Annotated in this window: 23 protein-coding genes; 12 read left to right on the top strand and 11 right to left on the bottom strand. The window is 46.3% G+C overall.

Annotation, left to right across the window (positions count from 1 at the left end; all coding sequences use genetic code 11):
* Positions 1-17: 17 nt before the first annotated feature.
* Positions 18-1,244: an ABC transporter permease gene (locus tag ACYVGO_RS33855; protein ID WP_142773694.1), complete on the bottom strand. Its 1,227-nt coding sequence runs from the start codon at positions 1,242-1,244 to the stop codon at positions 18-20.
* 162 nt (positions 1,245-1,406) lie between these two features.
* On the opposite strand from ACYVGO_RS33855, the gene ACYVGO_RS33860 reads away from it, so the two are divergent.
* Both ACYVGO_RS33860 and ACYVGO_RS33865 read left to right on the top strand, forming a co-directional pair.
* Positions 1,407-3,626 (top strand): ATP-binding protein, encoded by a 2,220-nt coding sequence (locus ACYVGO_RS33860; protein WP_460973142.1) that lies wholly within the window; start codon positions 1,407-1,409, stop codon positions 3,624-3,626.
* Positions 3,627-3,643: 17 nt separating this feature from the next.
* Complete coding sequence (locus ACYVGO_RS33865; RefSeq protein ID WP_460973143.1) at positions 3,644-4,810, top strand: exo-beta-N-acetylmuramidase NamZ family protein; 1,167 nt, start codon at positions 3,644-3,646, stop codon at positions 4,808-4,810.
* Positions 4,811-5,577: 767 nt separating this feature from the next.
* On the opposite strand, the gene ACYVGO_RS33870 is transcribed toward ACYVGO_RS33865, so the two are convergent.
* The 3 genes from ACYVGO_RS33870 to ACYVGO_RS33880 all read right to left on the bottom strand — a co-directional run bounded on the left by ACYVGO_RS33870 (position 5,578) and on the right by ACYVGO_RS33880 (position 8,205).
* Entirely contained in the window at positions 5,578-6,165 is a 588-nt protein-coding gene (locus tag ACYVGO_RS33870; protein ID WP_460973144.1) for a hypothetical protein, read from the bottom strand.
* A 167-nt stretch (positions 6,166-6,332) separates the two neighbouring features.
* Positions 6,333-7,292 (bottom strand): hypothetical protein, encoded by a 960-nt coding sequence (locus ACYVGO_RS33875; protein ID WP_460973145.1) that lies wholly within the window; start codon positions 7,290-7,292, stop codon positions 6,333-6,335.
* A 229-nt stretch (positions 7,293-7,521) separates the two neighbouring features.
* Positions 7,522-8,205 (bottom strand): hypothetical protein, encoded by a 684-nt coding sequence (locus ACYVGO_RS33880; protein WP_460973146.1) that lies wholly within the window; start codon positions 8,203-8,205, stop codon positions 7,522-7,524.
* A 339-nt stretch (positions 8,206-8,544) separates the two neighbouring features.
* Here ACYVGO_RS33880 and guaA point away from each other — a divergent pair, with 339 nt between their 5' ends.
* Together guaA and ACYVGO_RS33890 are read left to right on the top strand one after the other, a co-directional pair.
* Positions 8,545-10,077, top strand: a complete 1,533-nt coding sequence (guaA, locus tag ACYVGO_RS33885) for a glutamine-hydrolyzing GMP synthase (RefSeq protein WP_460973147.1) — start codon at positions 8,545-8,547, stop codon at positions 10,075-10,077.
* Positions 10,078-10,287: 210 nt separating this feature from the next.
* On the top strand, positions 10,288-10,836 hold the full coding sequence (locus tag ACYVGO_RS33890; protein WP_460973148.1) for a DUF2911 domain-containing protein: 549 nt from the start codon (positions 10,288-10,290) through the stop codon (positions 10,834-10,836).
* Positions 10,837-10,949: 113 nt separating this feature from the next.
* On the opposite strand, the gene ACYVGO_RS33895 is transcribed toward ACYVGO_RS33890, so the two are convergent.
* The 6 genes from ACYVGO_RS33895 to ACYVGO_RS33920 all read right to left on the bottom strand — a co-directional run bounded on the left by ACYVGO_RS33895 (position 10,950) and on the right by ACYVGO_RS33920 (position 17,005).
* On the bottom strand, positions 10,950-12,569 hold the full coding sequence (locus ACYVGO_RS33895) for an FAD-binding oxidoreductase (RefSeq protein ID WP_460973149.1): 1,620 nt from the start codon (positions 12,567-12,569) through the stop codon (positions 10,950-10,952).
* Positions 12,570-12,597: 28 nt separating this feature from the next.
* Positions 12,598-12,963 (bottom strand): hypothetical protein, encoded by a 366-nt coding sequence (locus ACYVGO_RS33900; protein WP_460973150.1) that lies wholly within the window; start codon positions 12,961-12,963, stop codon positions 12,598-12,600.
* A gap of 232 nt (positions 12,964-13,195) precedes the next feature.
* A complete protein-coding gene (locus ACYVGO_RS33905) occupies positions 13,196-13,558 on the bottom strand; it encodes a YtxH domain-containing protein (protein ID WP_142773686.1) in 363 nt (120 codons plus the stop codon).
* 250 nt (positions 13,559-13,808) lie between these two features.
* Positions 13,809-15,221, bottom strand: coding sequence for a phosphoglucosamine mutase (gene glmM / locus ACYVGO_RS33910; RefSeq protein WP_142776769.1), 1,413 nt, complete (start codon positions 15,219-15,221; stop codon positions 13,809-13,811).
* Between the two features lie 130 nt (positions 15,222-15,351).
* Positions 15,352-16,182 (bottom strand): transglutaminase family protein, encoded by an 831-nt coding sequence (locus ACYVGO_RS33915; RefSeq protein ID WP_460973151.1) that lies wholly within the window; start codon positions 16,180-16,182, stop codon positions 15,352-15,354.
* Between the two features lie 88 nt (positions 16,183-16,270).
* Positions 16,271-17,005, bottom strand: coding sequence for a peptidase (locus ACYVGO_RS33920; protein ID WP_142773684.1), 735 nt, complete (start codon positions 17,003-17,005; stop codon positions 16,271-16,273).
* Positions 17,006-17,411: 406 nt separating this feature from the next.
* Here ACYVGO_RS33920 and ACYVGO_RS33925 point away from each other — a divergent pair, with 406 nt between their 5' ends.
* Positions 17,412-17,942 (top strand): hypothetical protein, encoded by a 531-nt coding sequence (locus tag ACYVGO_RS33925; RefSeq protein WP_246859163.1) that lies wholly within the window; start codon positions 17,412-17,414, stop codon positions 17,940-17,942.
* 175 nt (positions 17,943-18,117) lie between these two features.
* On the top strand, positions 18,118-20,481 hold the full coding sequence (locus ACYVGO_RS33930) for a T9SS type A sorting domain-containing protein (RefSeq protein ID WP_460973153.1): 2,364 nt from the start codon (positions 18,118-18,120) through the stop codon (positions 20,479-20,481).
* Between the two features lie 72 nt (positions 20,482-20,553).
* Here the strand turns inward: ACYVGO_RS33930 and ACYVGO_RS33935 are convergent, their stop codons facing one another.
* A complete protein-coding gene (locus ACYVGO_RS33935) occupies positions 20,554-23,037 on the bottom strand; it encodes a S9 family peptidase (RefSeq protein WP_460973154.1) in 2,484 nt (827 codons plus the stop codon).
* Between the two features lie 72 nt (positions 23,038-23,109).
* Between ACYVGO_RS33935 and ACYVGO_RS33940 the strand changes: the two genes are divergently transcribed.
* From ACYVGO_RS33940 to ACYVGO_RS33965, 6 genes are read left to right on the top strand one after another with little or no spacing between them, the layout of a single operon-like run.
* Positions 23,110-23,445, top strand: a complete 336-nt coding sequence (locus ACYVGO_RS33940) for a nucleotidyltransferase domain-containing protein (RefSeq protein ID WP_460973155.1) — start codon at positions 23,110-23,112, stop codon at positions 23,443-23,445.
* Positions 23,442-23,831, top strand: coding sequence for a HEPN domain-containing protein (locus ACYVGO_RS33945; RefSeq protein ID WP_460973156.1), 390 nt, complete (start codon positions 23,442-23,444; stop codon positions 23,829-23,831). The genes ACYVGO_RS33940 and ACYVGO_RS33945 overlap by 4 nt, the downstream gene beginning before the upstream one ends.
* 56 nt (positions 23,832-23,887) lie before the next feature.
* Positions 23,888-24,175 carry a YciI family protein gene (locus ACYVGO_RS33950; RefSeq protein WP_460973157.1) on the top strand — a complete coding sequence of 96 codons (288 nt, stop codon included), beginning with the start codon at positions 23,888-23,890 and terminating at the stop codon, positions 24,173-24,175.
* A 17-nt stretch (positions 24,176-24,192) separates the two neighbouring features.
* Positions 24,193-24,387 carry a hypothetical protein gene (locus ACYVGO_RS33955; protein WP_460973158.1) on the top strand — a complete coding sequence of 65 codons (195 nt, stop codon included), beginning with the start codon at positions 24,193-24,195 and terminating at the stop codon, positions 24,385-24,387.
* Between the two features lie 32 nt (positions 24,388-24,419).
* Complete coding sequence (gene hxpB, locus ACYVGO_RS33960; protein WP_142773679.1) at positions 24,420-25,109, top strand: hexitol phosphatase HxpB; 690 nt, start codon at positions 24,420-24,422, stop codon at positions 25,107-25,109.
* Positions 25,110-25,144: 35 nt separating this feature from the next.
* A complete protein-coding gene (locus tag ACYVGO_RS33965) occupies positions 25,145-25,990 on the top strand; it encodes a PhzF family phenazine biosynthesis protein (protein ID WP_142773678.1) in 846 nt (281 codons plus the stop codon).
* Positions 25,991-26,091: the final 101 nt, after the last annotated feature.

Consider the following 26,091-nt stretch of genomic DNA (forward strand, 5'->3'; position numbering starts at 1 on the left):
GATATCATTGATACCAGCTACTTCTTAAACGCCAGCGCCTTCACGGGTTGAATTCGATTAATAATAATCGTTGGAATCCACAAGACGAGGGCGATCAGTAAAACAGTAGCCCCGTTCAGGGCCAGAATGGTTGGCCAGTCCCAGACGATGGGAACGTAGTTCATGAAGTAGTTTTTGGGATCGAGGGGAATCAGTTTGAACTTGTCCTGAATGAAACAAATGCCAAGCCCTATTGCATTGCCGATTACCAGTCCCCAAATCACCATATCGAATCCAACGAATACAAACATACGCCGAATGAGGGCATTGGGTCCACCAAGGGCTTTCAATAGGCCGATCATGGGTGTTCGTTCCATCATCAGCACCAGTAGTACCGATACCATATTGAAGGACGCAACGAACGCAATCAGACTTAACAGGATGACCATGTTACGGTCGAGAAGTAGCATCCAGTCGAATAATGGGCGATATTGATCAGTTACGCGGGTGAGCCGCATATCGGGATCCAGCACATTCGTAAGACTGCGGGCGGTAGGCTCTAACCTGGCAAAATCCTTAATGAAAATTTCGTAGCTCCCTACAGAATCGGGTCCCCAATGGTTGAGTCGTTGAATAAGCCGAATGTCGCCCAGCGCAATGGTTTTGTCCACTTCTTCCAGTCCTGTTTCATAGATGCCTACCACCGTCATTTTACGCGCCCTGGGCGGATTGCCCAGAAAGTACAGCGGCACACTTTGACCTACTTTGACCTGTAACTGGTTGGCCATGTACTGACTTAGCAATAGTTGGGTTGACCCAAATCCCGTATCGGCTCCTACAACAGGCACCTTACCCGCCACCAGCGAGCCCTGAAACATACTCCAGTCATAATCTTTGCCTACTCCTTTTAACACAACGCCGGTTAACTCATCGCTGGTTTTCAGAATACCAGCTTTTAGGGCAATTGCCTGAATATGCCGGATACCCGGAAGCTGGGTACTGTCGCGGTATAGATTCGTACGAAGGGAAAGGGCAGGTTCTTCGTACGACACGTTGTTTGTGAACTTGCTCACCTGCAAATGCGCCCCAAACAGAAATATCTTCTGCTGAATCGTGTCTTTGAATCCAAACAGCACCGCAAAGGCTACGATCAGAATGGCTAAGCCGAGAGCGATACTGGCAATGCCAATTCGGGTAACAGTGGCAGAAAAGCTGCCCTCGGGGGCGTGGCGGACCTTGCGGGCCAGAAAAACAGGGACGTTCAAAATAAGTATTGGTTTATAGTATTCTGTTTTCAGTTTATAGTTTCCAGCGGGCTGGCGTATGGGAAGCTTTCGGGTCAGCCACCGAAAACCATAAACTGAAAACCGTAAACCAGTTTTGTTCTGGTTTGTAAAAGTAAGAGTTTTACAGAACGCAATTTGTCAATGATGGCTGTATCGCTTACACAACGAGGGGGTTTATCGGTTTGTTGGTTCAAATTATCCCTTATTTATTTGATATTGGGGTTAGGGCTATTAACTAACCTCTCGGTTTACGCCCAATCGGTTAGGCGAATAGATAGCCTGCCACATGATGGATTGACGCTTTACTCGGATTGGCGCTGGCATTCTGGCGATAATCCGGCCTGGGCGAGTCCTACTTTTGACGACAGCCGGTGGGATACCATCCGGCCAGCACGCAGCATACAGCGCTTAGCTGATGTACAAAAAAAGCCACAAGGCTGGCTACGGCTGACGTTTACTCTGGACTCCACAGTGGCTCAAACTCCATTGGCACTTGTAATCAATCAGATAGGAGCCACGGAGCTGTATGTAGATGGCGTGCTGTTTCAGCGTCTGGGTAAGGTTGGATCAAATTTTCGGGATCAGGAAGCCTACAGTCCAACATCCCGGGATGCCTTTATGCTGCCTGTACGATCAGCAGGTCGTCATGTGCTGGCTGTTCGACTGTCACAGCATCGTCCGCCCTGGTATATGCCTAAGTTCATGTATTTCAACCGGTCAGTCTTCGGGGCCATGCTTTTTCCGGCTGATAAACTAGCCTCCCTGACAATCAGCCGTATTTACCTGCAAACACTTGGTAACTACCTGATTATTGGTATCTTTTTCATGCTTGGGATAATCCATTTTATGTACTACAGGTACCGACGGCAATGGATAAATCTGTTTTTTGGGCTCACAATGCTATTAGGCGGTGGTTGTATCATAGTGATTGAATTGTTGGGCCTAATGACGAATGCTTCGGTTCTCGAATGGATGTTTTTGAGCCAGGGCCTATCGATTGCTCTATTTATGATATTGTTGCTGGTTACGTATTATGTTTATCTGGGCCAGCCTGTTTCGTGGTTTTTTGGAATTGTGGTCGCCCTATTGCTCATTTCACGAATCGGGTCTGTATTTACAGTATCCGTAGGCATTAATATTATCTCCGTCAGTTCAATTGTAGCCCTGTTTGCCGATGGTATTCGGATCAGTATTGCTGCTATACGCTCTAAACGGCTCAACGCCCGTTTTATGCTGACCAGCATCCTGGTGTTGATGTTTATCTTGATCGTAGGTGGATTGGTTGGCTGGCTGGTTGCAACTCAGTATCCTGCTTACAGTGTATATGTTGGTGCAGTAACAAATTTACTGTTCTTTCTAACCTTGCCCATCAGTTTTGCGGTTATTCTGGCCCGCGAGTATGCACAGACGAATCGTAATCTGGAAGATCGATTAACGGAAGTCGCTCAACTTTCTCAGGAAAAAGAAAGCATCCTGACCCAGCAGAACCAAACTCTTGAGCGGCAGGTAACCGAGCGAACCGCCGAACTAACTCAGTCATTAACCGAACTTCGGGAAACACAGCAACAGCTTATTCAGCGCGAGAAAATGGCCAGCTTGGGCGAATTGACGGCTGGTATTGCTCATGAAATTCAAAACCCGCTTAACTTCGTGAATAACTTTGCCGATGTGTCCGGAGAATTGGTTCAGGAGCTAAAGCAGGAGCGAGCGCAGGCCAGTCGGGATGCGGAACTGGAAGCTGAACTATTAGATGACCTGGAGCAAAATCTGCAAAAAATCAGCCACCACGGCGGCCGGGCATCCTCCATTGTTCGGTCTATGCTGGATCATAGCCGAGTGAGCACCGGCCAACGAGAACCTACTGATCTGAACGCATTGGCCGACGAGTACCTTCGATTATCGTATCATGGAGTACGAGCAAAGGATAAAAATTTCAATGCTCACCTGATTACCCAGTTCGATCCGACCGTTACTAAAGTAACCCTGGTAGCGCAGGATATTGGTCGGGTGCTGCTCAATCTGTTCAATAATGCATTCTATGCGGTTAATGAACGGGAGAGCAGGAGCAGAGAACTGGGGGAGTCGTATCAGCCTACTGTTACAGTCAGCACACGAACTATGGGGAAGTTTGTAGAAATACGGGTGAGTGATAACGGAATGGGTATTCCTGAATCGATTCAACGAAAGGTTTTTCAGCCGTTTTTTACCACCAAACCAACCGGGCAGGGCACGGGTCTTGGGCTTTCGCTCAGCTATGATAGTATTACGAAAGGGCACGGGGGAGAATTTATCCTTGAAAACACAGCTGGCGAAGGTGCAACGTTCCTGATTCGACTACCAATTTCTCAGAAATCCGAGTGAACCTTCACGTATCAACTATGAACCATCTCAAACAGGTCCTTGTCATTGTACTGATTTCAATCTACAGTCTGCTACCTAATGCCTTTAGCCAGCCTATACAGACGGGTGCCGACCAGATGAATCTTTATCTGCCCGCCCTACAGGGAAAACGGGTTGGCATGGTCGTCAATCATACATCGCGGGTGGGGCGCTCCCATCTGGTCGACAGCTTGCTCACACGGGGCATTACCATCAAAACCATTTTTGCTCCTGAACATGGATTCCGGGGGCAGGCGACTGATGGCGAAAAAATCAGCAGTGTACGAGACCCGCGCACTGGCATTATGATCACGTCGCTGTACGGCAAAGACTACAAACCAAGTCCGAAACAGATGGACTCCCTGGATGTAATCGTGTTTGATATTCAGGATGTGGGTGCCCGATTCTATACCTATACCAGCACCATGCAGTATGTGATGGAAGCCTGTGCTGAAGCCAATAAACCCATGATTGTACTCGACCGACCGAACCCCAACGGCCATTACGTGGATGGTCCGGTTCTGGAGACAAAGTTTAAATCGTTTGTAGGCCTGAACCCAATTCCGGTTGTCTATGGACTAACCATTGGCGAATTAGCCCGGATGATTAACGGCGAAAAGTGGCTGGCTGGGTCGAAAACCTGCCCGTTAACGGTGGTGCCGCTCAAGAATTATACACACCAAACACCCTATACCTTGCCGATACCACCGTCGCCCAACTTACCGAATCAGCAGGCCATTTTGTTATACCCATCCCTTTGTTTCTTTGAAGGAACCGTCGTGAGTGTTGGCCGTGGTACCGACAAACAGTTTCAGGTCATTGGCTCGCCGTATACAAAGTACGGGCCTTATACATTTACGCCCGTCGATAAACCCGGTGCCGTGAATCCTCCCCTGGAAGGGCAGCTTTGTTATGGCCTGGATCTGACAGCAGCACCTATCCAGAAACAGGGGTTAATGCTGGATTACTTCTTTGATTTCTTCAATCGGGCTTCCGATAAGAGCAAGTTTTTCCTGGCTAACAACGGCATCGACCGGCTGGCGGGTACCGATCAACTGCGGCTTCAATTACTGGCGGGTGTTTCGGAGACCAAGATTCGGCAAAGCTGGCAACCCGCGCTGGATGCGTATAAACTCATGCGAAAGAAGTATCTGCTATATCCGTAGTTTTCTTTTAGTGCGTTCAATACTGTGTTGTACTGATTGCAACTGGAGTTTCCTTTTCAGAGCCTATTTTTTTGCTGGGAAATAGGCCTTGTAGGTCAATACAATTCCGGTAAGAATTAGGACTAGTTCTACGAAAAGCGCAGAGTTATCATTTTTGAACTGTGCCCTATACTGTTGAGGGAAAAACATTCGTACAAGGCCAAGAGCTATAGCTAACCAGCCAATAATCGTTAGGCTCATTTGCCACCCTAACACCCAACTATTATGACTACGAACAATGGCCACTCCTGCTATGAAAAGCAGCACCCCTGAAAGATAAACTAGCGGAACAATTTGTGTATCGTAAAGAGTTGGGTTCCACAGTTTCAACTCCGACAAGACCATAACCAATAATGTTGGCCCAACAATCCCCGCAATTGATCTTGATTTTTCTATTTCAGCTAAGCCTTTTTTTACTGTGGTGCTTTATGTATTCATAGGGTCTAATTAAATTAACTAACTGCCTTTTCGATACTTTTTTTGGAGTTCAACAAATGAAGCTATTTTATTCTCTAGCTCTTAGCTCAAAAAATAGATTGATTTGAATGTTTTAGCCAATTCTTAGTCTTTAGATTGCTGGTTTAAAATGGTATACAACGTTAAAGCCTTGGCATTGTAAGGGCAATCAAGGCTCGTCAGACCAATTCTTGTACTAAAGATAAATAGAAATGCAAATGTTCAGCCTATGTTCGTCAGCCCCTGTAATGCCAATGCAATGTTGTGCGATATTATATTCTGCTCCAAATCTCTCTTGCTAATTGTCTTGCTTGTAGTCCATATCCGTTTACTTCACCCGAATTAAGAATAATTTTCTGGCCGTCTTGATATTTGGGAATAAGTCTTTTGTCTGCTAAGCCATTATGATGCATTAAACAGTTCCGAATGTCATTAACAAACTTTATATCAGTTAATAATTGTCCCGAAATTCCTTGAAGGTTCTTTTCAATAAATTTAATCTTTTCCGCAAATGTTAAGCGTCTTGATTGCTCCTCGGCAAGTGATAAAATCAAATTGTCACCTTTTTCTTTTATTGTTTTGAACGTTACTTTAAAATCGTTCTTGTCTGGGTTTGTAACCAATAGTTTTACAATACATTTAGTTAAGAAATCTTCAAAGTGGGCGAAGCCTAAAAGAAGTGCTGATGTTGTTATGTGATTTTTGTAATTATCAAAATTGTTTTCGTAAAGCTGTTCGATCGTCATTCCCATATTGAAACGGTCATGATGCTTTATTTGTTGGTAAACGTGTTCATCTGAAACGTCAAGAAAACCAATCAAAAGATTTAGTTGATTGGTCAGGTAGTCAAGGTCGTACATTCGCTATTGTCTTGGTTATGGTTGCCTGTCGTAATAATATCGCAGTACGGTTCTCGACTTGGCGATGTGGCGGATTTTTAGCAAAAAAGTTCAATAGAATTACTGCTGTTGAACCTTGCACAAATATTCATTAGAATTCCGTCAGTTGCCATATTGCCAAACCGATGTTAGCTGCTGCCTTTTTCTTCATTGTTCTGTTTTTCTAAAATTTTATTATAAAGTTCATTCCTCTTGTTAAATGATTTTGTTGTCCCAATAACAGCACCAGTCTTTGTAAGTAAATAATTAAACTCCCAAATGTCGTTGTCATTAAATGTAAATTGAATTTTTTCAGCGTCAAAGTTTTTTAACTGTTCTACTTTATCGGCTACTGTTTTGAGTTTTTCAGTCGTCAATGAATTTAGAACTTTGTCTGCTTTATGAGTAGTTATAACTAATTCAATATTACATTCGGTGTTGGGATAAGAAATTACAAAATTCTTTGGTCGGTTTGATGGCTTGGCTTTCTTTATTGTTTCCACTGCAAGTTTAGATATTAGTTTATAGAATTTAGCCAAGTCTTCTCCAATTGCATCACCTAATTTTTCTGTAACCTTTGATTTGATTATTCCAAGAGTCGTAGCAAGGATTGTAGTTATTGTGATAACTGTTTCCGGGTCTGGCAATTCAGACTTTCGTCCAAATTCAGACGTGTCAAATTCTAAATCACTTTCTTGTTTTACTAATTTATAAATTTCTTTATGTTCATTAAGTTTCTCAAAATTGGCTGGGTCTGTCGCAATAGATAGTTTTTCTATTTCGCTTTCTTCACATTCAATAAATGGGTATTCACCTTCACTAAAATACTCTTTCACTAACCAAGTTCCATCGTCAAGTGTAATAAATTCTTGTTTGTCAAAATACATCATTTCAGCAGACAGATAATATTGTTTATCGTCTCCTTGAAAAACTTCTCCATTTGAGATTGCACCAAAAGGTGGAAATGTCCTTATATGATCTAAACCTAAACGAGGCTTTCTCTTTCCATTTAGTTGAGGCAACATACTGTCAAGGGCACTTTTCAACATCATAAATCCTTGACTGTCCAAGTGTGTTGAGCTAAGGATATATCTTTGTTTTCTTATCATTGTCGTGTCGGTATTAAGCTTGCATATAACGTCTAGGTATTTGCGAAGGCTGGGGAATAGACTTCCGTCAGCCCGGCAACCTGAAGCTAAATTTATAATTAAAAGTTGATGATTTGAAAATAGCTAAATAGTTATTCGTCTGCCCGATATGAAGCCAGATTGAAAAACAAAAAGTTGAAACACAGCTTCCGTCTGCCCAGCTTTTGCAAATACCAATGTAAGCAGCAGTTTATTTTACTTTATTTATGTCAACCGTTACTGTGTCCTCTGTTGTGTATTTGCCTTTTTTTGATAATGCTACTAATTTTTTGTCAACCAAATTGAGCAAACTTTTGGAATAATATTGTTTTTGTCCGATTACACTATCTGGCACTATTTCAAAACTTAAACTTTCAAGTTCCTGTCCGTCTATGCAGCAAGATTTTCCTATTCCAAAAAAAGATGAAGGATTAAAACCTACAAGATTTTTGTCGATATTTTTTCCGTCTTGCTGAATGACGGTGGGCTTTAAGTATAATTTGTCAAACGTCCATTTTGTAAGATAACCGATTCCATTGCTGTCAACTGTCAAAACATTATTGCTTGCATTTGATTTCACTAAGCTAATTTGTCCGCAATAGCCATTGGGAACAGTTATTGTCAACTTTGGTGAATAAAAATAATAATGTAGAAATAAAAAAGCTGCTGTCGTCACAATGAAAAATAAAGTAAGAAACGATGTTTTTTTTAATAAGAGCTTTAGAAGTCCTGTCAATACCAAACCAACAATAATAACTCCGACTAAAAGCATTGCTCCTAAAAACCAACCTGGTAAAATCATTCCACCTGGAATTGCTGTCAACTTATAAACCAAAGTCGCCAAAAGTAAGAGGGATATAAGTCCGAATGTTATTTTTAGCGTACGGTCTGTCATTTTAAATTGCTGCTTACACCTAAATATACGAAAGTTTTGTCGTACTTTCTGTATTTATTTGGATTTTACTGTTATTTATTTTAACTTTATTGACATGTTCTGTTGCTAGATTTAGCGAATAAAGGCATCTTTACAATACCCGCTGATACTCGTTTTGTCTAGCTTTTCGCACAAATAACCAGGTTTATACCACCTGAAAATATACGATTACCTGTACTATCTGCTAGTGCCTGTTCTTAACTTTTCCATAAAACTAACAGGCTACTTCTCCGTCTATCTCTGCGTTGCAGCTTTTGCGTATCGAAAAATGCCCTAACTTTGCATTTTAGAGACCTATACATGGCCACCGAACAAATTCTGATTCTGGATTTCGGTTCGCAGTATACCCAACTCATAGCCCGCCGGGTACGCGAACTAAACGTTTATTGCGAAATCCATCCGTATAATCACCTCCCTACAATTACGCCCGATATAAAAGGCATCATTCTTTCGGGTAGCCCATCGTCCGTTCGTGATGCGGATGCTCCTGATGTGCATTTGGCTGCTTTTCGGCATAAACTACCTATTCTGGGCGTGTGCTACGGGGCGCAACTGCTGGCATATACCAGCGGGGGCGAAGTGAAAGCATCGTCCATACGCGAATACGGCCGGGCTAAACTGGGCACCGTTAACAGCGAAAATCCGCTCTTGAAAGATATCGATCAGCATTCGCAAGTCTGGATGTCGCATGCCGATACCATTACGAGCGTTCCCGAGAATTTCAGGATTATTGCCTCGACGGATACCGTTCGGGTAGCTGCTTTTCAGGTTGAAGGGGAGCAAACGTACGGGATACAGTTTCACCCCGAAGTAACGCACTCGCTACAAGGGAAAACCGTGCTCCATAATTTCGTTGTTGATATTTGCGGCTGTGCCCAAGACTGGACCGCCGAGTCGTTCGTGGAAACGACTGTGGCACAGCTAAAGCAGAAAATTGGCAACGATAAAGTGGTACTTGGGTTATCGGGCGGTGTCGATTCATCGGTAGCGGCTGTACTCATTCACCACGCTATTGGCAAAAACCTGTACTGCATTTTTGTGGATAACGGTGTTCTTCGGAAAGATGAGTTTTCGGGCGTACTGGAGTCTTACAAAACGCTGGGACTGAATGTGAAAGGCGTTGATGCCAAGGAACAATTCTATACCGCACTCGCTGGCCTGACCGATCCTGAAGCTAAGCGGAAAGCCATCGGTAAAACCTTCATCGATGTGTTTGATCATGAAGCGCACTTGATTGAAGGCGTATCGTGGCTCGGACAGGGAACTATCTACCCCGACGTTATCGAGTCGGTGTCGGTAAAAGGCCCTTCGGCCACTATCAAGTCGCACCATAACGTAGGTGGCCTGCCCGATTTCATGAAGCTGAAAATCGTGGAGCCACTAAATACACTGTTCAAAGACGAAGTCCGGTTAGTCGGTCGGAGTTTAGGCTTGCCCGAGGCTATCCTGGGGCGCCATCCGTTCCCCGGACCAGGGCTGGCGATTCGGATTCTGGGCGATATCACTCCCGAGAAAGTAGATATTCTGCAACAAGTCGACGCCTTGTTTATTGACGGTCTGAAACGCGAAGGCTTATACGATAAAGTCTGGCAGGCGGGCGCTATGTTGTTGCCCGTTCAGTCGGTTGGTGTCATGGGCGATGAACGTACTTATGAGCGGGTAGTGGCTCTCCGTGCCGTAACAAGTGTGGATGGTATGACTGCCGACTGGGCGCATTTGCCCTATGAGTTCCTGGCCGATGTTTCTAACGAGATTATTAACCGGGTGAAAGGGGTTAACCGGGTTGTGTATGACATCTCCTCGAAACCACCCGCTACGATTGAGTGGGAGTAAACAGATTGTTGGTTTTCGAATTACGATTCGGGCCGCTGGTGCGGTACGATTTTTACAAAATGCCCGGTGCTGATTTCTGTGCCGGGCGTTTTGTTTTTATACGTTCCTGAACAGGTGAAGAACACTGAGTAAATAAACTCAAATGATAGTCAAGGTTTTAAAATCAAATGTCTATTTTTAGCCACTAATGCCTAACTTTTTTTGATTACTATGAAAACTACACAACTGAACCGGACCGTTGCGCTGACACTGGCCGGTGTATTCATGACGATGATGAGCATGGCACAGGGTGACAAAGCAAGCCGACCTAGCCCGCCAGCTATGGCCAGCGGGAAAATCAATGGGGCAACGATTACCATTAATTACAGTAGCCCATCGGTAAAAGGGCGGCAGGTTTGGGACCCAAGTGGTACGCTGGCCCCCTATGGAAAAGTATGGCGGGCGGGCGCTAATGAAGCGACCATTTTTGAGACTGATAAAGAAATTAAAGTAGAAGGCAAAGCATTACCTGCCGGAAAGTATAGCCTATTTGCCATCCCTGATCAGAAGGAGTGGAAATTCATCTTTAATTCACAAACCGGTCAGTGGGGTATCAAGCGGGGGGGAGAAGCCAATCGCGACCCAGCGAACGATGTACTGACCGTCTCTGCAAAGCCGTCTAAATCGTCTTCGATGAATGAGAAGCTTGTCTATGATGTAACCGGCAAGGCTGTTGTCTTGAAATGGGAGAACGTTGAAGTGCCTATTGCCATTAAGTAGGCGCTTTAAGGTTTTAACACAGAGATCACGGAGCAAGAAAAGAGACACACGGAGCTATATTTTTCTCTGTGTGTCTCTTTTTTTACTCCGTGATCTCTGTGTTAAAACCCTATCTACACAATCGGACTCTCCAGAATTACCTCCTTATCCAGCCCGCATTTTTCCATGAATTCATTTGTAAAAACAGCACGCGTCTGTGCATCTAAAAGTTGATGACGAGCCTTGAGCCAGGTGTCAACAGCTGCGTCGGAGTACATTTGCCGGAGACGGCTGGGGTTCAGGCCAAAGTTGACTTTACCCCAGTGCATGGTGTACGGAATGCCGGCTACATCCAGCGCGTTCCAGACACGCTCCAGAAACTGATTTGTCAATGCGGAGTCAATCCCATCAAGCTCCAGCACACAGGTTATTGGAAAGCGCGTAAACCCTAAAATTGCCGACGTCTTTTTTACCCATCGAAGCCCTAAAACTCCCGGAAAGGCTGACTGGGCGTTTAGTTCGATTATTTTTTCGAGAACCCGTGGGCTATCTCTGGAATCCATGCCAATAGCCGCACTGGAAGCCTTGCCCCGAATATCCGTTGGTGCGAAAAACTCCATCATCGTACCTACCCAGCCATTGGTTTGTTCTTTAGCTGCCGGATAAAGTTTATTGACCAGGAAGGGTACCAACACACTTGGTCGAAGGGCATCTAATACAGTTTGCATCAGGCCTAGTGTATCGTCTCCGTAAATAAACTCAGGTTTAGGTGGAGGGGCTACTGCCTGGTCTGGTTTAGTCGTGTGTTTGACAAGTATCCTGACAAATGCTCCCTTAGTCGTATCCGCGCCAGTTAAGTCAATCTGATGTGGATTAACCATTAGTTGGAAATGGTAGGGCTCGGCGGTTGAGGAGCTGGCTGGCAGTGGGGGCGTAAACTGATTGGCAATCCCCGAGAAATCGCAATCGGTCATGGCTTTTTTCAGCGCGTCGTTATACGGAGTTGTATCGACGCTGTAGGATTTCAGCCAGAATAGATTCTCAACTTCCAGAAGCAGGCCGTGAATAAATCCGAACGACCCAAAACTAACCAGCGTAGCATTGAACAGGTCATCGTTGCGTATAACTTCCGAAATACCCAGGTTATCGGTAAAATTAGATTTAGTGATTGGATTAGACGCTCGTTCAAGCCAGACATGTCGATCAGGCCCGCAGATCAGGTGAATGCCAACAACGGTATCCTGCACGGCTCCAAAGGTAAAGGCAGCCCCATGCGTACCGGTAGAAACGGCTCCGGCAATGGTTTGCCCATTACTGGCCCCAGAGGCTCGTACAGATTTCTTACTTTCTTCGAGCATCTGCTCAATAATATGGATTGTTAGGCCGCATTCTGTAAAAAACAGATTACTGGCCGATTTTCCACTGGCTAGATAAGCAGGATCGACAGAGGCTGCACGAAGCCCGAATGTTGTTGTCAGTGCATTGGCATCAACCATACCGCCGTTTGTAACCCCTACTTTTGCGAACGACCAGTTTTTTCCAATAGCCCGCATGCGTTGCCCATTGTCGATCGCATGACGGATTAACCACTGAAAATTAGCTGTAGTCTGGCGATAGGCCCCCCGCAAATCGGCGGGTACGGTTGGAATCCTCAGCTTGAACGACGCATTAGGCGTTAGCGGCTGGGTAAAGTTTTGATGCTTGTTCGTCAGTTCATTGACTGCTAAAAGCTCTAGTCCATTAGGCAGATTCATGGGAATTTGTGTTTAGGTGGGAAGATGGTCAGAGTGAGTCACGTCGGGGTACGTATGGAGCACAACACCACCGCACCTGCTGTTTATTAACGATACCGAGGGTAACGGTCGACAGCAAATAATGTGCGAATGTGGATTTTACCGTAACCCCATTCAGGTGATTAAAGCGTGGATCGCAGGGGGGCTTGAGATCGGTTGGCTGTTTGAATCCCCAGAAGTAAGCCGTTACCGTTTTCTGGGAATATGTTACCCCTTCAGGGGTGTCACAATCTGGTTCGGTTGCCACACGGGTTGTAATGCAGCCAGCCAATGCGTACGTAATAATTACCAAAAATAGAGTTGCCCATGGGCGAGGGTGGCCTATTGGCCTGGAGGTGGGTACGTGTAGGTTCATAATTGAAATGGGTAGGATGAATAATCGCAAGAAATGTATATTAATAATTAATAGGAAAGCTAACTCATTGAGGGAACGGTATATACAATAAAAAGAGTCAGGCTTCTGGCAGGGGTTTTATACGCCATATCTTAGAGATATGGCGTATAAAACCCTGCCAGAAGCCTGACTCACACAATTAATGGGCGAATAGAAATGGAATTTCTGTACGTCCCCGCTTACTGATCCGTGCTTAGTTCAGCTTCAGTGCGTCTTCGGCATGGTTGATGCCAGACTTGGCCGCATCTGCTGCATTATTAACGGTACTGTTATACGCGGTTTTCGCGCGATCCTGTTTCTCGCTAACAGCAGCCTGCGTGTCATTCTTATATTTATCGAATATCTGCTCAGCTTTTCCAGCATATTGATCAGCCTTGTCTTCAGCCTTTCCAGTTAGCCGGTCAATCTGCGATTTTACCTGGTTAACGCCCTCTTCCCACTGATTCTGTAAATCATTGGCACCCTTTGTCAATTTATCACGGGTATCTTTACCACTACGGGGTGCTGTTAAATAACCAATGGCCAAACCTGCTAGTACTCCTCTTAAAAAGCTCATGATCGTGTCTGTTTTGAATTCGTTCTGGGATTGCCAATACTAGCTTAAAAAACATGCCATATCGTAAGAAAATTAATCATGATGCTGATTATCAGTAATTTGTTGGTAATTTAAATGCTAATCAAATAAGTCGATCAGTAATTTCTGAGGATATTATTCTACAAATTAGGGGCTGTGGGTGGGCGTAGTTTAACAAAAAAGCCACTACATCAGTAGTGGCTTGATTAGGAGATTATAGCTATAAGAACGTTTATCGGTTCTCGGCAATCACTTCACGAATATCGTCGATGATTTTTCCGGCTAGGTAATCGGCTGTTGCCAGCGTATCCGATTCCGAATAGATCCGGATAATTGGCTCCGTATTTGACTTCCGTAAGTGTACCCACTCTTTGTCGAACTCGATTTTTACTCCATCAATGGTATTGATTGGATTACGGGCGTATTTGGCCTGTATCCGATCCAGCACCGCATCGACATTGATATTCGCTGTGAGTTCGATCTTATTTTTCGAAATATAATAGTTGGGGTAGGTCCGACGCAGCATAGAGGCCGACTTGCCCGACTTAGCCAGATGCGTCAGAAATAAGGCAATACCAACCAATGCATCGCGGCCGTAGTGCAGTTCTGGATAAATAATACCCCCGTTGCCTTCGCCACCAATAACAGCATCTTTGGCTTTCATCATCTCAACCACATGAACTTCGCCCACGGCAGATGCGGAATGCTGACCACCATATTTCTGGGTCACATCCCGTAAGGCAACCGTACTCGACATGTTCGATACCGTATTATTCGTTTTGGCGCTTCCGGCAGGGTTATTTTTCAGAACGTAATCGGCCACGGCTACCAGCGTATATTCTTCCCCGAAAGGAGACCCATCTTCACAGATCAGTGCCAGCCGATCTACATCCGGATCTACGACAATACCAAGATCGGCGTTGCCTTTGTTCATCTCTTTAATAATGTCACGGAGGTTTTCGGGTAGCGGCTCGGGGTTGTGCGCAAAATTACCGGTTGGCTCGCAATGAAGTTTCGTAATGCGTTCTACACCAAGGGCTTCAAGCAACATAGGTACGGCTATACCACCGGTTGAGTTAACCGCATCGACAACAAGCCGGAAATTTCGTCCGGCAATGGCTTCCCGATCCACCAAAGGCAAGGCCAGAATCAGGTCGATATGTTTCTGTAACCAGGTTGAATCAGTGCGGTACTGACCTAATTTGCGTACTTCGGCAAAGTCGAACGATTCGTCTTCGGCAATCGCCAGTACATCGGCTCCGTCCTGTGCTGAAATAAACTCGCCCGTTTCATTGAGTAGTTTGAGGGCATTCCATTGAATTGGGTTATGACTGGCGGTCAGGATAATTCCCCCTGCGGCTCCTTCTCCCGGTACTGCCAGTTCAACGGTTGGTGTGGTCGACAAGCCCAGATCAACCACGGTTAAACCAAGGCCCTGTAAAGTTGCGGCTACTAGTTTGGATACCATTTCGCCTGACAGGCGTCCGTCGCGTCCAATGACAACCGTTTGTCGTTCTGGGCTGCGTTTTCGAAGCCATTGCCCAAAGGCAGCGGTAAACTTGACTACATCTAAAGGCGTCAGCCCGTCTCCGCTGCGCCCCCCAATCGTTCCTCGAATCCCGGAAATAGACTTAATTAATGCCACTTGATGGGTTGGATAATGTTTTTGGTTAAAGCTGTAAATATAATCAGTAAGTGGGTAAGTTAGAGTAAGTCGATACGTAGCCGGTACGTCAGCCATACACGTACGGCAATTACTTACTTATTCACTTAGTTCACACAAACACTAATTCTGAGCGTAAGCTGGAATTAGCCTGACCCGTAAACGTACCGCTGATAGGTGCAGCCAACTCTGGCTTAGCCGTTGAGGTCAAAAAAATATGCCGGTTCACGACAACTGATCCTTCTGTCGGGTCAAAACCTCGCCAACCTGCTCCGGGTAAATACACTTCAGCCCAGGCATGCAATTGATGTTCCTGTTGTGGATTACCAAATAAATAACCACTTACAAAACGGGCAGCAATGCCTAAACTCCGGCAGGCTGCCATAAACAGAGTTGTATAGTCCCGACAGGATCCCTTTTGTAACGTTAACGTTTGTTCAGGTGGGAACGGTGCGCCATGCTCACGGATTTCGTAGGTAAATTTTCGAATCGTTTGGTTTAAGGCCATCAGAAAGGCTGTAGTTTGCCAACCGGCTTCTGTGGCTAACTGGCGTGCCCATCGTTCAACACGTTCTGAAATTCCCACCCGCTCTAAATAGGGGTAGAGCAATTCTTCTACCGCTTTCGGATACCGGAAAGGAACCTGCTGGGTTTCGAAGGGAAATAGAACGAAATCAAAGGAGTTAAACTCATCCGAAGCCAGCTCCATTTCTACCTGCACCTTCAGATACGACGTAGGATGGCTAAAGTAAACCAGCTGTTGTACATTACCTTCCACATCAATATTCCGTACAATCCGAGCTGGTGTTGGATCGATCACCAAATCGTAGGCCAGCAGCCGCTGATAGGGATACATTCGCGGGTAAAGGTAGAGCGTTTGCGGCCCTAGTGCCACCGGCAGATCGTACGTGTATTCAGATGCGTGCCGAACATGGAGATGCATGGTAGTAGGTAAAGTGAGGTAAGTGGAATAGGTGAAGTAGGTGCAGGGGTTAGGCCACTCATTTCATCTACTTCACCTATTCCACTAATTACTTAGCCGAACGGACTTTCTCGAAAATAGGGTCCATCCAGTAGGAGGGTAGTTTTCGGACGGAGTTGCTCAATAGAGCACTCCACTGGTGCGATACTTCATCCATATCTTCTTTTTCAAGACGATATTCGGTCATGTGAAAACTGTTTTTCGGGTAGATGACCACATCTAACGGATAATCGACATCGTTGGCACTGACGCGCGTAGCATCAAAGGCAAGGAAGCCAATTTTGAGCGCATCCTGTAAGCTGGATTCGTACGATAAGTTTCTGAATAACAGCGGCTTCCCGTAGCCAGAGTTGCCGATGATTTTGAACGGAGATCCCTGATCTACTTCAACCCAATTGCCCTCCGGGTAGAGCATGTATAACTTATGTTCGTCATCGTCTTCTAACTGACCGCCAACAATGGCATTCAGGTTAAAATTTAACCCATTGGCAATGATCGACGACTTATCTTCCTGAGCGACCCGTTTTACCTGTTCCCCAAACGCGTTGACCGCTTTGTAGAGCTTATTAAAGGATCGATCCTGTTCGGTAAGCACTTCACTGAAATACGTGATGGCTTTATCGCGAACTGAGCGAAGGCCCGAGGTCATGATAAACAGCGAGTGATTCTCGACTTCATGAACCGAAATTTTCCGATTCGACGATACTTCTGAGCCGGAAGTCAACCGTCTGTCGGCGATGGCAACCAGGCCCGATGCAACTTTAACGCCTAAACAATATGTCATTCGATACAGTGGGAAATCCGAAGTGTCCACTCTGGGAGTATCCACTCCGGGAGTATCTACTCTGGGTACTAAACCAGACAAATATACAGGTTACCCCCGTTTTTGTTCGTTTTGCCAGACTCTTTTCTCTAAAAATGCTGTGTGGCTGTACTTGTTTTTTGTAAGATAATGGCCTCAACTGTACGTATTGCGTGATCGTATGGTCGTTTAATTTTAGCTGGATCGTTCCTAGTTATTGCTGTTAGTGGAGGTTTGATGAAGGTGAATCCCTACTGCCGACTTCGTTAGCAAACCCCATTGAACAGGTTGAGTCCGGCGTTTGAAATCGTAGAACTATTTTGGATACCATGAATGGCTTTTTGGGTACGAAAGGTTTGTTTTTGGGAAAGGTTTGTGTTACTTTGGCATGCAGAAGGTGATCATTCCCTCTGCCCGTTTTGCGATGAACTTTGACGACGAAGACGACGACGATAGCTTTCTGGATTGGGATGGCTTTGACGAGGACTATGACCCCGAAGAAGCCCGTGCCGAAATGGAGGCAGAAAATCGACGCATCAAAAATTTGCCCATCCTGCGGAAAGCGAATGAATTGATGGAGCTGACACAGGCTATTGTCGAAACCATCAATAAGGAAGAAGATGTGCTCATGATGCATGAGCAGATGCTGGCGAATGCCATGATGTTAGCTCCCAAGATTGTTGGGGCAGAAGGGGGAGATTTATATACCCTGCGGATGGAAAATGCCGTGATTATAAAAATGCACGCCCGTGAACTGCTGGCTCAAACCTCGTATTGTAAAGCGGAGAAGCTAGCCGCTACGGCCTATTTGAACGTACTTCGTGAGGAGATCGAGCAATTTCGACTACTGTTTGTTGAATGGGTTAATGGCTTTGATAAAGATAACGATGCTCCGGACGATTGGGGCCTTTTCTACTAATACGCCCGCCCGCTTAATTGGACTTATTTGTTGCTAAATAACCCGTTCAGCCCGCTACTTCTATTTAACGTTCCACACGATAAATTGTGTGCTGCCAAGCTATAATACTTGGCTAGCGGCTTAGGTTTCGTACTTGATCAGACTATCTTTGTTTGTTAGCTATGACCACCTAAGTATGAACAATTATTTACATTTTCAGTACTGGTTTTTAGTAAATACTGGTAAGAAGCTTGGCTTTACGTTAGTCGGGTTGATGGGTTTTCTAGTGACCACCTGGGCTGCTGATCCTGGTACTCTTGCTGCACCTGCCGATCTAACGCTAACGGTGAGTTCGGCAGCCACTACTGCAACTGTTTGTTCAGGAACAAGTGTAACGCTTACCGCTTCTGGTTGCCCAACTACAGGGGCTCTTCGGTGGTCTACAACGCAGACGGGAAATGTAATTGCCGTTACACCAAAACAAACCACAACTTACACCGCAATCTGCGAAGTAACCAGTACTTCTGCTGTCAGTTCCACGGCTACCAGCTCCACGACTACCAGTTCAACCGCTACCAGCTCTACAGGTATCGTTACAACCATAACGACAACAACTGCCGCGGCTACGGTTCAGGTTTATAGCCCTATCTTAGTCACCCCCGACACGCAATCTCCGTTATGTAATGCTGGAAACGATGGCGTAATATACATGAATAGCACTGGAGGGGTGGGGGCATTGCAGTACCAGATTGGGAATGAGCCATTTAAAGCGCTTAATGTTTTTGGCAATCTGAAGGCGGGGACTTATTTAATGACTGTAAAAGATACAAAAGGGTGTACTGTTCAAACGAATGTCGAGCTAAAACAGCCGCCGGAGATCATAGTTAGTACAACGGTTATTGGTACCAAATGTGTTGGAGGGGGCGATGGTGCGTTGATTGCTTCGGCTATAGGTGGTGTAGGTGATTTTCGTTACTCAATCCTTAATCTGGCAAGCCCTCAGACCAGCGGTACATTTATTAATCTGGTTGCCAACACCACGTACACTGTCATGGTGTCAGACAAAAATAATTGTGTCGTTTTTCAATCGGTAAATATTGGGCAACCAGCTCCCTTTGCCATTAAATTAACGCCTGTTCCAACTCGGTGCGTCGGTACGTCAGATGGAAGCGTATCGGTTAGCGCTACGGGTGGAACGGGGACTTATCAATACCAACTTGGGACTGGGCCATTTCAGACAGGAGCTCAGTTTACTGGCCTGGCTGCCAACACCTACGAGATTACAGTGAAGGATGGGCTAGGCTGTACAGGTAAACAAACCACAACGGTTGGGCAACCGGCTGCTCTTACGCTAACGGCAACCTCAAAGCCCGTTGGTTGCCTTAGTCCGACCAGTGGAGCTATCATCATGACCCCTACGGGTGGTACGGGAGCTGTAACCTATCAGATTACGGCTGGGGCAACACCCCAAAGCAGCAGCCTACTTAGTGGACTAGGTGTTGGTAATTATACTGTGATCGGAATGGATGCCAACGGGTGCACAAGCCTTGCTTCTGTAACAATCGGGAAAGTTGATCCATTAAAAGCCCAGGCAACAGCTATTCCGGCTACCTGCTGTTCATGCCCGACAGGAGCAGTCAGTTTGACAACTACAGGTGGTACAGGCACAGGGCTGCAATTCCAGGTTATCGGGCAAGCGGCCCAGACAACGAATCAGATTACCAAATTAACCCCCAATACATATCGCCTGCGTGTACTGGATGATGGGGGATGTGCTGACTCTACTGTAGCTATCGTGACGGATAAGAATGCGCTTACACTATCCGTTGGTACCATCAAAAATGTTTCCTGCGCAGGTGGCAAGGATGGTCAGGCAACAGTTCAGGTAGCTGGCGGGGCCAAACCATTCACCTATTTCTGGCAAACTGAACGCAAGGATACGCTTAAACCCTTTGTCGCTTCCCAGTCTGCTCTTAGTGAAGGTACTTACACTGTGAGTGTTCGGGATAGCAATCGGTGCACTACATCTACCGTGTTTGTATCGCTGACTGCTACCAATCCTACGCCACCCAAACCAACTGTTAGTCAGGTTGCCAATAGCACTTTAACGGTTAATCAAACGACCGGAGTTCAATGGTATGTTAGCACAGGTACCAGTTCTGCAACGGCGGTTCCGAATGCAACGGGGGCTACATTAGTCCCTTTTGCCAGCGGCCAATATTATGCGGTAGTAACCGTAAATGGATGTCCGTCTCCTCCGTCGGACGCGATAAATTTTATCCTCACCGCTCTTTCCGAACCTATTGCATTATTGTCGGCGCGGGTTGTACCGAACCCGATCGTAGACCGATTACGGGTGGAGATCGAACAACCCGAACGGTCTGCTGTGCAGCTTTACTTACTGGATGCATCGGGTCGAGTCGTAAGAACCTATCAACTACCCGCATTCATCGGTAAAAAACAGGCAGAATGGCCAATAGAAGGCATTTCAACAGGAACCTACCTGCTAAAATTAACCGCCGAATCGCGCCAGTCCGTGTTGCGGGTGGCAGTGGAATGAGGGATGTAAGATGTGTAATATAAGATGTGGCTGGCGCAACAGCAATACATCTTACATTACACATCTTACATCTTACAACCGTTCCTCAAACAGTTTCAAGATTCGCTTGTATTCATCCGTCCAACTGGATGGTTCCACAAAACCGTGATCTTCCATTGGATAGGCGGCAAGCTCCCAATTGTCTTTCTTAAGTTCGATAAGGCGTTGAATCAACCGGACGGTGTCCTGGAAATGAACGTTTACATCGACCATACCGTGGCAGATGAGCAGATAATTCTTTAACCCTTCCGCAAAGTAGATCGGCGATGAACGACGGTAAGATAATGAGTCCAGTTGAGGTTCGTTCAGAATGTTGGCCGTGTAGGGGTGGTTGTAGGCAGCCCAGTCAGTAACGGGGCGAAGGGCAGCGCCGGCTTTGAAGACATCAGGCGTGGTGAATAATGCCATCAACGTAATGAATCCGCCGTAAGAGCCACCGTAAATACCAATCCGTTTTTCATCGACACCCTGGGTTTGCACAAGCCACTTAGCTGCATCCACATGATCCTCTAAATCCTTGCCGCCCATGTAGCGATAGATCCCCGTACGCCAATCTCGACCATACCCTGCACTGGCGCGGTAGTCGATGTCAAGTACAGTATACCCTTTATCGACCAACAGGTTATTGAACATGTACTCACGGGTATATGAACTCCACCATTTGTGAGCATTCTGCAAATAGCCCGCACCATGTACAAACACGACGGATTTACCCGAAGGTCGTTCTGGTTTGTACAGGCGGGCATAAATTAGTTGACCGTCGCGGGCCGGAATCGTGACCATCGTGGGCTCTCGCCAGGGGTAACTCCTGAAGTTTTCGGTTTGAGAATCGGTGAGTTTAAGTGGGGTCAGGCTGGCGGTCTGTGAGGATACAGACTGAGGAGAAGACTTCTTGCTGGCAACTAAGAATGGTTGGTTAATGTCTGCCACATACAGTTCCCACGGCTGATTGCTGGACGAGTAACGAATGGCCATTCGCGTTTCGTTGGGCGCGAGGGTCACATCGTTAGCACCGGTCATATTCGTCAGGCGAACGCGTTCTCCACCTGTAACGGCCATCCGGTAAAAATGCTGCTCGCCAGGATGGACTTCATTCGTTTGAATGAAAAAATGGGTTTTATCTCTTGACAGTTGCACCTGTTGTACCTCAAATTTCCCCGAAGTCAGTTGTTTCTTTTCGCCAGTCAGTACATTAACGGTATAGATGTGCGAGTAGCCATCGGCTTCCGACTGAAACCAGAGTGTCTGATTATCGGCCAGAAAATTCATATTGCCCGAGGCTGTACCCATACCCTGCCAGTTAATGCCGGGTCCGCCAACCCAGGCATCATCGTGTTGCCGATCGAGGGAGGAAAGCTTCAGGGTTTCAGGCTCAAAGCGCATAATCCAGCGATCCTTATTGTCGAGTGATCGCACCACAACAACGCACAACTTACCATCGTCAGACCAGATGGGACCATTGATAACAACCGGACGCGTTTTTTTTGATGTATCCGGCTTTGCACTGGCCACCGATTTTAGATAGGCCGGTTGATCAGAAATGCCCGGAATACTTTTGGTACTCACAGCCCGGACGGTGTCTTTAACGGTATCGTACACAAAAAACTCCTGTGCAGCTGCCGGTGCGCCAACTTTGGTACGAGCCGCAATCTCTTCGGTATAACCCGACTCCGTCACATAATTTGGTACCTGCGTAGTTTTGGAATTGGGCGCACTTTTACTCAGCCGATAGGTGATAAAGCGGCCATCGGGGCTGACTTGCGGATTGAGCAGTTGCTTGTCATCAAGATAAATCTCCTTTGGGCGTTTAGGTCGATCGGCTTTGCTAATGCGCTCGCCTTCATCCTTCTTATCCTTCCGTTCTTTCAGGATTATGGACAAGCGTAACTGATCCTGCTTCAGAAATTTTTCTTCGTCACTCAGCTTCGGATCAGGTTTCTTGGCACCCGCCCGAAAGTCGGTCAGTTGGGTAAGTTCGCCCGATTGAAGATCAATACTGAATAGATTAGCCCCAGCGCCACTTCGCCGGAATACAACCTGTTGTTCATCGCCCGAAAAAACAGGGTCGGCCTCCACCTCCACCGTATTCGTGAGTTGTCGGATTTTACCGGATTTTACATCAATCAGGAATAAGTCACCCTGCCGATCAAAAAGCCGTTTGGTATACGTTTTGTTGTAGGCTGCAACGGGTGCCGTGGGCAGTGCCCGACGCTCTCCGGGTGTTACTTTTACCGGCTTCGAAGGGATCGCTACTTTTCCTTTTGCCGGTACCGAAAAGCTTACTTTATAGAGTGAATCCCCTTTTGCTTTTTCGGGGTTCCAGCTAAAATAAAGGGTTTGAGAATCGTCGGACCAAAATGGGTTAGATGGCGATGTGCCGACCCATACTTTTTGGTCCTGCATAATAGTTTCGACGGTGAGTTGGGGCCGAGCAGTTGTGCCAGTGGGTTTCGGAGCAGGCTGGGCAAACGCCGAGGTGGCAAGCAAAGCCAGCGGCCAGCAGGAAATGTAGTTCATAGAGGAAGAAGTGGTTGTATACAGGAAAAGCCTTAAATTAGGAAGAAAAGGCCGAAACGCTTACTTTTCGGCGTGAAAACGCCCATCAATCCGGAAATAGAGCCCATTATTCGGGAGTTTAAAGAGACGCTGCATAGTCTGTATGGGGATCGTTTACGCAATGTGGTACTCTTCGGTTCCTACGCGCGGGGTGATTACAATGAAGACTCTGACATTGATCTTATGATCGTGCTAAATGATGAGAAGGTTAATACGTATGCTGAGTTATTTCGATTAAGCGAGTTTACAATGGATTTTATCCTTCGCTATGGCAAAGCTGTTTCTGTTTTACCAACATCGGCTCAACGCTATCAACAATCATTTGGTCCAGTTTATCAAAATGCCCGACGAGAAGGACTGCTACTATGAAGGAGCAAATCAACCGGTTTTTAGAGCATGCTGCCGATGCGTTGGATGATGCTAGCTTTCTGCATCAGGACGGAAGAGTACTTGCATTGGCTAACAGATCGTATTATGCTGTTTTTTACTGCGCGTGTGCCTTATTGCTAACAGAAGGGGTAACAACAAAAAAGCATGAAGGTGCACGGGTTAAATTTCACGAACTGTTTATAAAAACCGGCCGATTTACACGGGAAGCGGGCAAGATTATGGAGAGAAATTTTGAAGCTCGTCAGTCTGCTGATTACGATATGGAAGCAGAGCTGGGTGAAGCAGAAGCTATATTGTTACTTGAAGGAGCTAGAACTTTCTATTCACTAACAGTCGCTTTTTTTTTGCAAAATCCAGTAGCCTAAGTATTAGCTAAAAAATGAAATAGGTATCTTGTTAACTAAAATCTCGAATTAGATTCATGCAGTATATCATCCATGCATACGACCATACCGACTCTGATGCTCTTGCCCGACGCATGGCTGCCCGGCCTGCGCACTTTGCCTATGTAAGTGAGTTAAAAGCCAAAGGCCAGTTTGTGCTGGGAGGAGCCTTGCTTGATCCGGATGGGAAGATGATTGGCTCGATGCTCCTGTTGACGATGGAAACCGAAGATCAATTAAATGAGTATCTCAAAAACGACCCGTATATTGTGCAGGGCGTATGGAATACTATTGACGTGAAACCTTTCCGCCAAGCCAGTGTATGACATTGAACCATACAGAAATGAGTGATACTACTGTACGCTTCAGGTATCTCGCAGGTGCTTGCTTACTGATTTTTCTGGTTTCACTTTCCTCATGCGGAGACGCTAATAAAACGAAAACAGCCACAGCTACCGTCGATACAACTGTTGTCGACGATGACACCCTTGAAGTCAATGACGTGCCCACCGTGAAACCGACTGAGCATGCCCGTTGAGTCGGGAATTCAAAAACCAATTGAATACAAACTTGATACACGCAGCAATATTTGATATGGATGGCCTCCTTGTGGACTCAGAACCCCATTGGCGGGCTATGGAGCGGGAGGTATTTGCAACGGTTGGCCTATTTCTGACCGATGATGAATGTAAGCAAACCACCGGAATGCCAATTCTGGATGTAGTTCGTTATTGGTTCGCGCGCGCTCCCTGGATCGATCCGGAGTCGCCGGGTCGTACTGTCCAGGAACTTGCCGATGCTATTACGCACGGGGTTCACGAGCGAATTGCCCATTTGGCCGAACCAATGCCGGGCGCGCTGGAGGCTATTGCCTTTTTTGGTGATCGGGGTATCCCAACGGCCATTGCCTCCGCTTCGCCCATGAGCTTAATTGAGGTCGTTATTGATCGGCTCGGTATCCGCAAGTCGCTGACACTCTGGCATTCGGCAACGCTGGAAGCCCGGAATAAACCAGCCCCGGATGTGTACCTGGGTACGGCTCGTAAACTAGGCGTACTGCCTGCTAATTGTCTGGCATTTGAGGATTCAGGTAGCGGGCTCCGATCTGCCTATGACGCCGGTATGCGAACGGTGGCTGTACCTGGCGCTTTTGAGTACAACGATCCTAAATTTTCGATTGCCGATTGCATCCTGCCTTCTCTTTCCGAATTCTCAGCGGCCCTGATTGATACATTACAAGCAACAGAATACGAGTCCTAACTTCCTAACAGTGCCTTGGCACACCCTTAACTCTCATGCGTATTTATCAACTCGATGCGTTTACCGATCGATTGTTTGCCGGAAATCCAGCTGCTGTTGTTCCCCTAACAGAATGGCTACCGGACGAACAGATGCAGCTGATAGCCTCAGAAAATAACCTGGCTGAAACAGCTTTCTATGTAAAAACCGAGGGAGATGCTACCTATCACATTCGCTGGTTTACGCCAACTATTGAAGTTGACTTATGTGGCCATGCGACCTTAGCTACTGGTCATGTGGTGTTTTATCTGGAAAATAAGCCGGAGGGTGAAGAGACGGCTATTCCTAACGACGAGATTTTTTTTAATTCACGCAGTGGTTTATTAAAAGTTTGCCGGGGCGAAAACGGTTGGTTGACCCTCGATTTTCCCGCCGACACAGTACACAAATCCAATTTGCAACCTCCTGCTTTAGTGGCTAGTGTGGGCGAAAAACCCCTGGCTATTTATAAAGGAAAAACAGATTTCATGCTCGTGTATGAAACGCAGGCGCAGATTGAAGCCTTAGATCCAGATTTCCGGGAAATGAGCACTGTACCGGCACGGGGTATTATCGTTACCGCACCGGGTAATAATACAGGGGACCAGGAGTCGGTTGACTTTGTGTCCCGATTTTTTGGGCCACAAACAGGCATTGATGAAGATCCGGTTACGGGGTCGGCTCATACAACGCTCATTCCCTACTGGGCTGAGAAACTGGGCAAAACGGAATTAACTGCCCGGCAACTTTCTAAACGGGGTGGCTACCTTCGCTGCAAGCTCAACGACGACGGCACCAATCCGCCCCGCGTTGATATTTCGGGCCAGGTACAACTGTATTTAATTGGGGAGGTGAGACTTTAACTTGACAGAAATAGCTGCCTGCCGTGGCATCAGATGTAAGCATCTGATGCCACGGGAACTATTACAGAATGGTTTTAAGGAAAAGACTTTGAATTTATAGA

The sequence above is a fragment of the Spirosoma migulaei genome (assembly GCF_054776855.1).

Bases quoted from the DNA above. Each gene is read 5' to 3' on its own strand.
- ACYVGO_RS33925 (WP_246859163.1), top strand. From the start codon at position 17,412: ATGCAGAAGGTGATCATTCCCTCTGCCCGTTTTGCGATGAACTTTGAC.
- ACYVGO_RS33905 (WP_142773686.1), bottom strand. From the start codon at position 13,558: ATGAGCTTTTTAAGAGGAGTACTAGCAGGTTTGGCCATTGGTTATTTA.
- ACYVGO_RS33945 (WP_460973156.1), top strand. From the start codon at position 23,442: ATGAAGGAGCAAATCAACCGGTTTTTAGAGCATGCTGCCGATGCGTTG.
- ACYVGO_RS33920 (WP_142773684.1), bottom strand. From the start codon at position 17,005: ATGACATATTGTTTAGGCGTTAAAGTTGCATCGGGCCTGGTTGCCATC.
- ACYVGO_RS33865 (WP_460973143.1), top strand. From the start codon at position 3,644: ATGAACCATCTCAAACAGGTCCTTGTCATTGTACTGATTTCAATCTAC.
- ACYVGO_RS33930 (WP_460973153.1), top strand. From the start codon at position 18,118: ATGAACAATTATTTACATTTTCAGTACTGGTTTTTAGTAAATACTGGT.
- ACYVGO_RS33915 (WP_460973151.1), bottom strand. From the start codon at position 16,182: ATGCATCTCCATGTTCGGCACGCATCTGAATACACGTACGATCTGCCG.
- ACYVGO_RS33895 (WP_460973149.1), bottom strand. From the start codon at position 12,569: ATGAATCTGCCTAATGGACTAGAGCTTTTAGCAGTCAATGAACTGACG.
- ACYVGO_RS33890 (WP_460973148.1), top strand. From the start codon at position 10,288: ATGAAAACTACACAACTGAACCGGACCGTTGCGCTGACACTGGCCGGT.
- ACYVGO_RS33900 (WP_460973150.1), bottom strand. From the start codon at position 12,963: ATGAACCTACACGTACCCACCTCCAGGCCAATAGGCCACCCTCGCCCA.
- ACYVGO_RS33935 (WP_460973154.1), bottom strand. From the start codon at position 23,037: ATGAACTACATTTCCTGCTGGCCGCTGGCTTTGCTTGCCACCTCGGCG.
- ACYVGO_RS33870 (WP_460973144.1), bottom strand. From the start codon at position 6,165: ATGTACGACCTTGACTACCTGACCAATCAACTAAATCTTTTGATTGGT.
- guaA (WP_460973147.1), top strand. From the start codon at position 8,545: ATGGCCACCGAACAAATTCTGATTCTGGATTTCGGTTCGCAGTATACC.
- ACYVGO_RS33860 (WP_460973142.1), top strand. From the start codon at position 1,407: ATGATGGCTGTATCGCTTACACAACGAGGGGGTTTATCGGTTTGTTGG.
- ACYVGO_RS33875 (WP_460973145.1), bottom strand. From the start codon at position 7,292: ATGATAAGAAAACAAAGATATATCCTTAGCTCAACACACTTGGACAGT.
- ACYVGO_RS33880 (WP_460973146.1), bottom strand. From the start codon at position 8,205: ATGACAGACCGTACGCTAAAAATAACATTCGGACTTATATCCCTCTTA.
- ACYVGO_RS33950 (WP_460973157.1), top strand. From the start codon at position 23,888: ATGCAGTATATCATCCATGCATACGACCATACCGACTCTGATGCTCTT.
- ACYVGO_RS33955 (WP_460973158.1), top strand. From the start codon at position 24,193: ATGAGTGATACTACTGTACGCTTCAGGTATCTCGCAGGTGCTTGCTTA.
- ACYVGO_RS33965 (WP_142773678.1), top strand. From the start codon at position 25,145: ATGCGTATTTATCAACTCGATGCGTTTACCGATCGATTGTTTGCCGGA.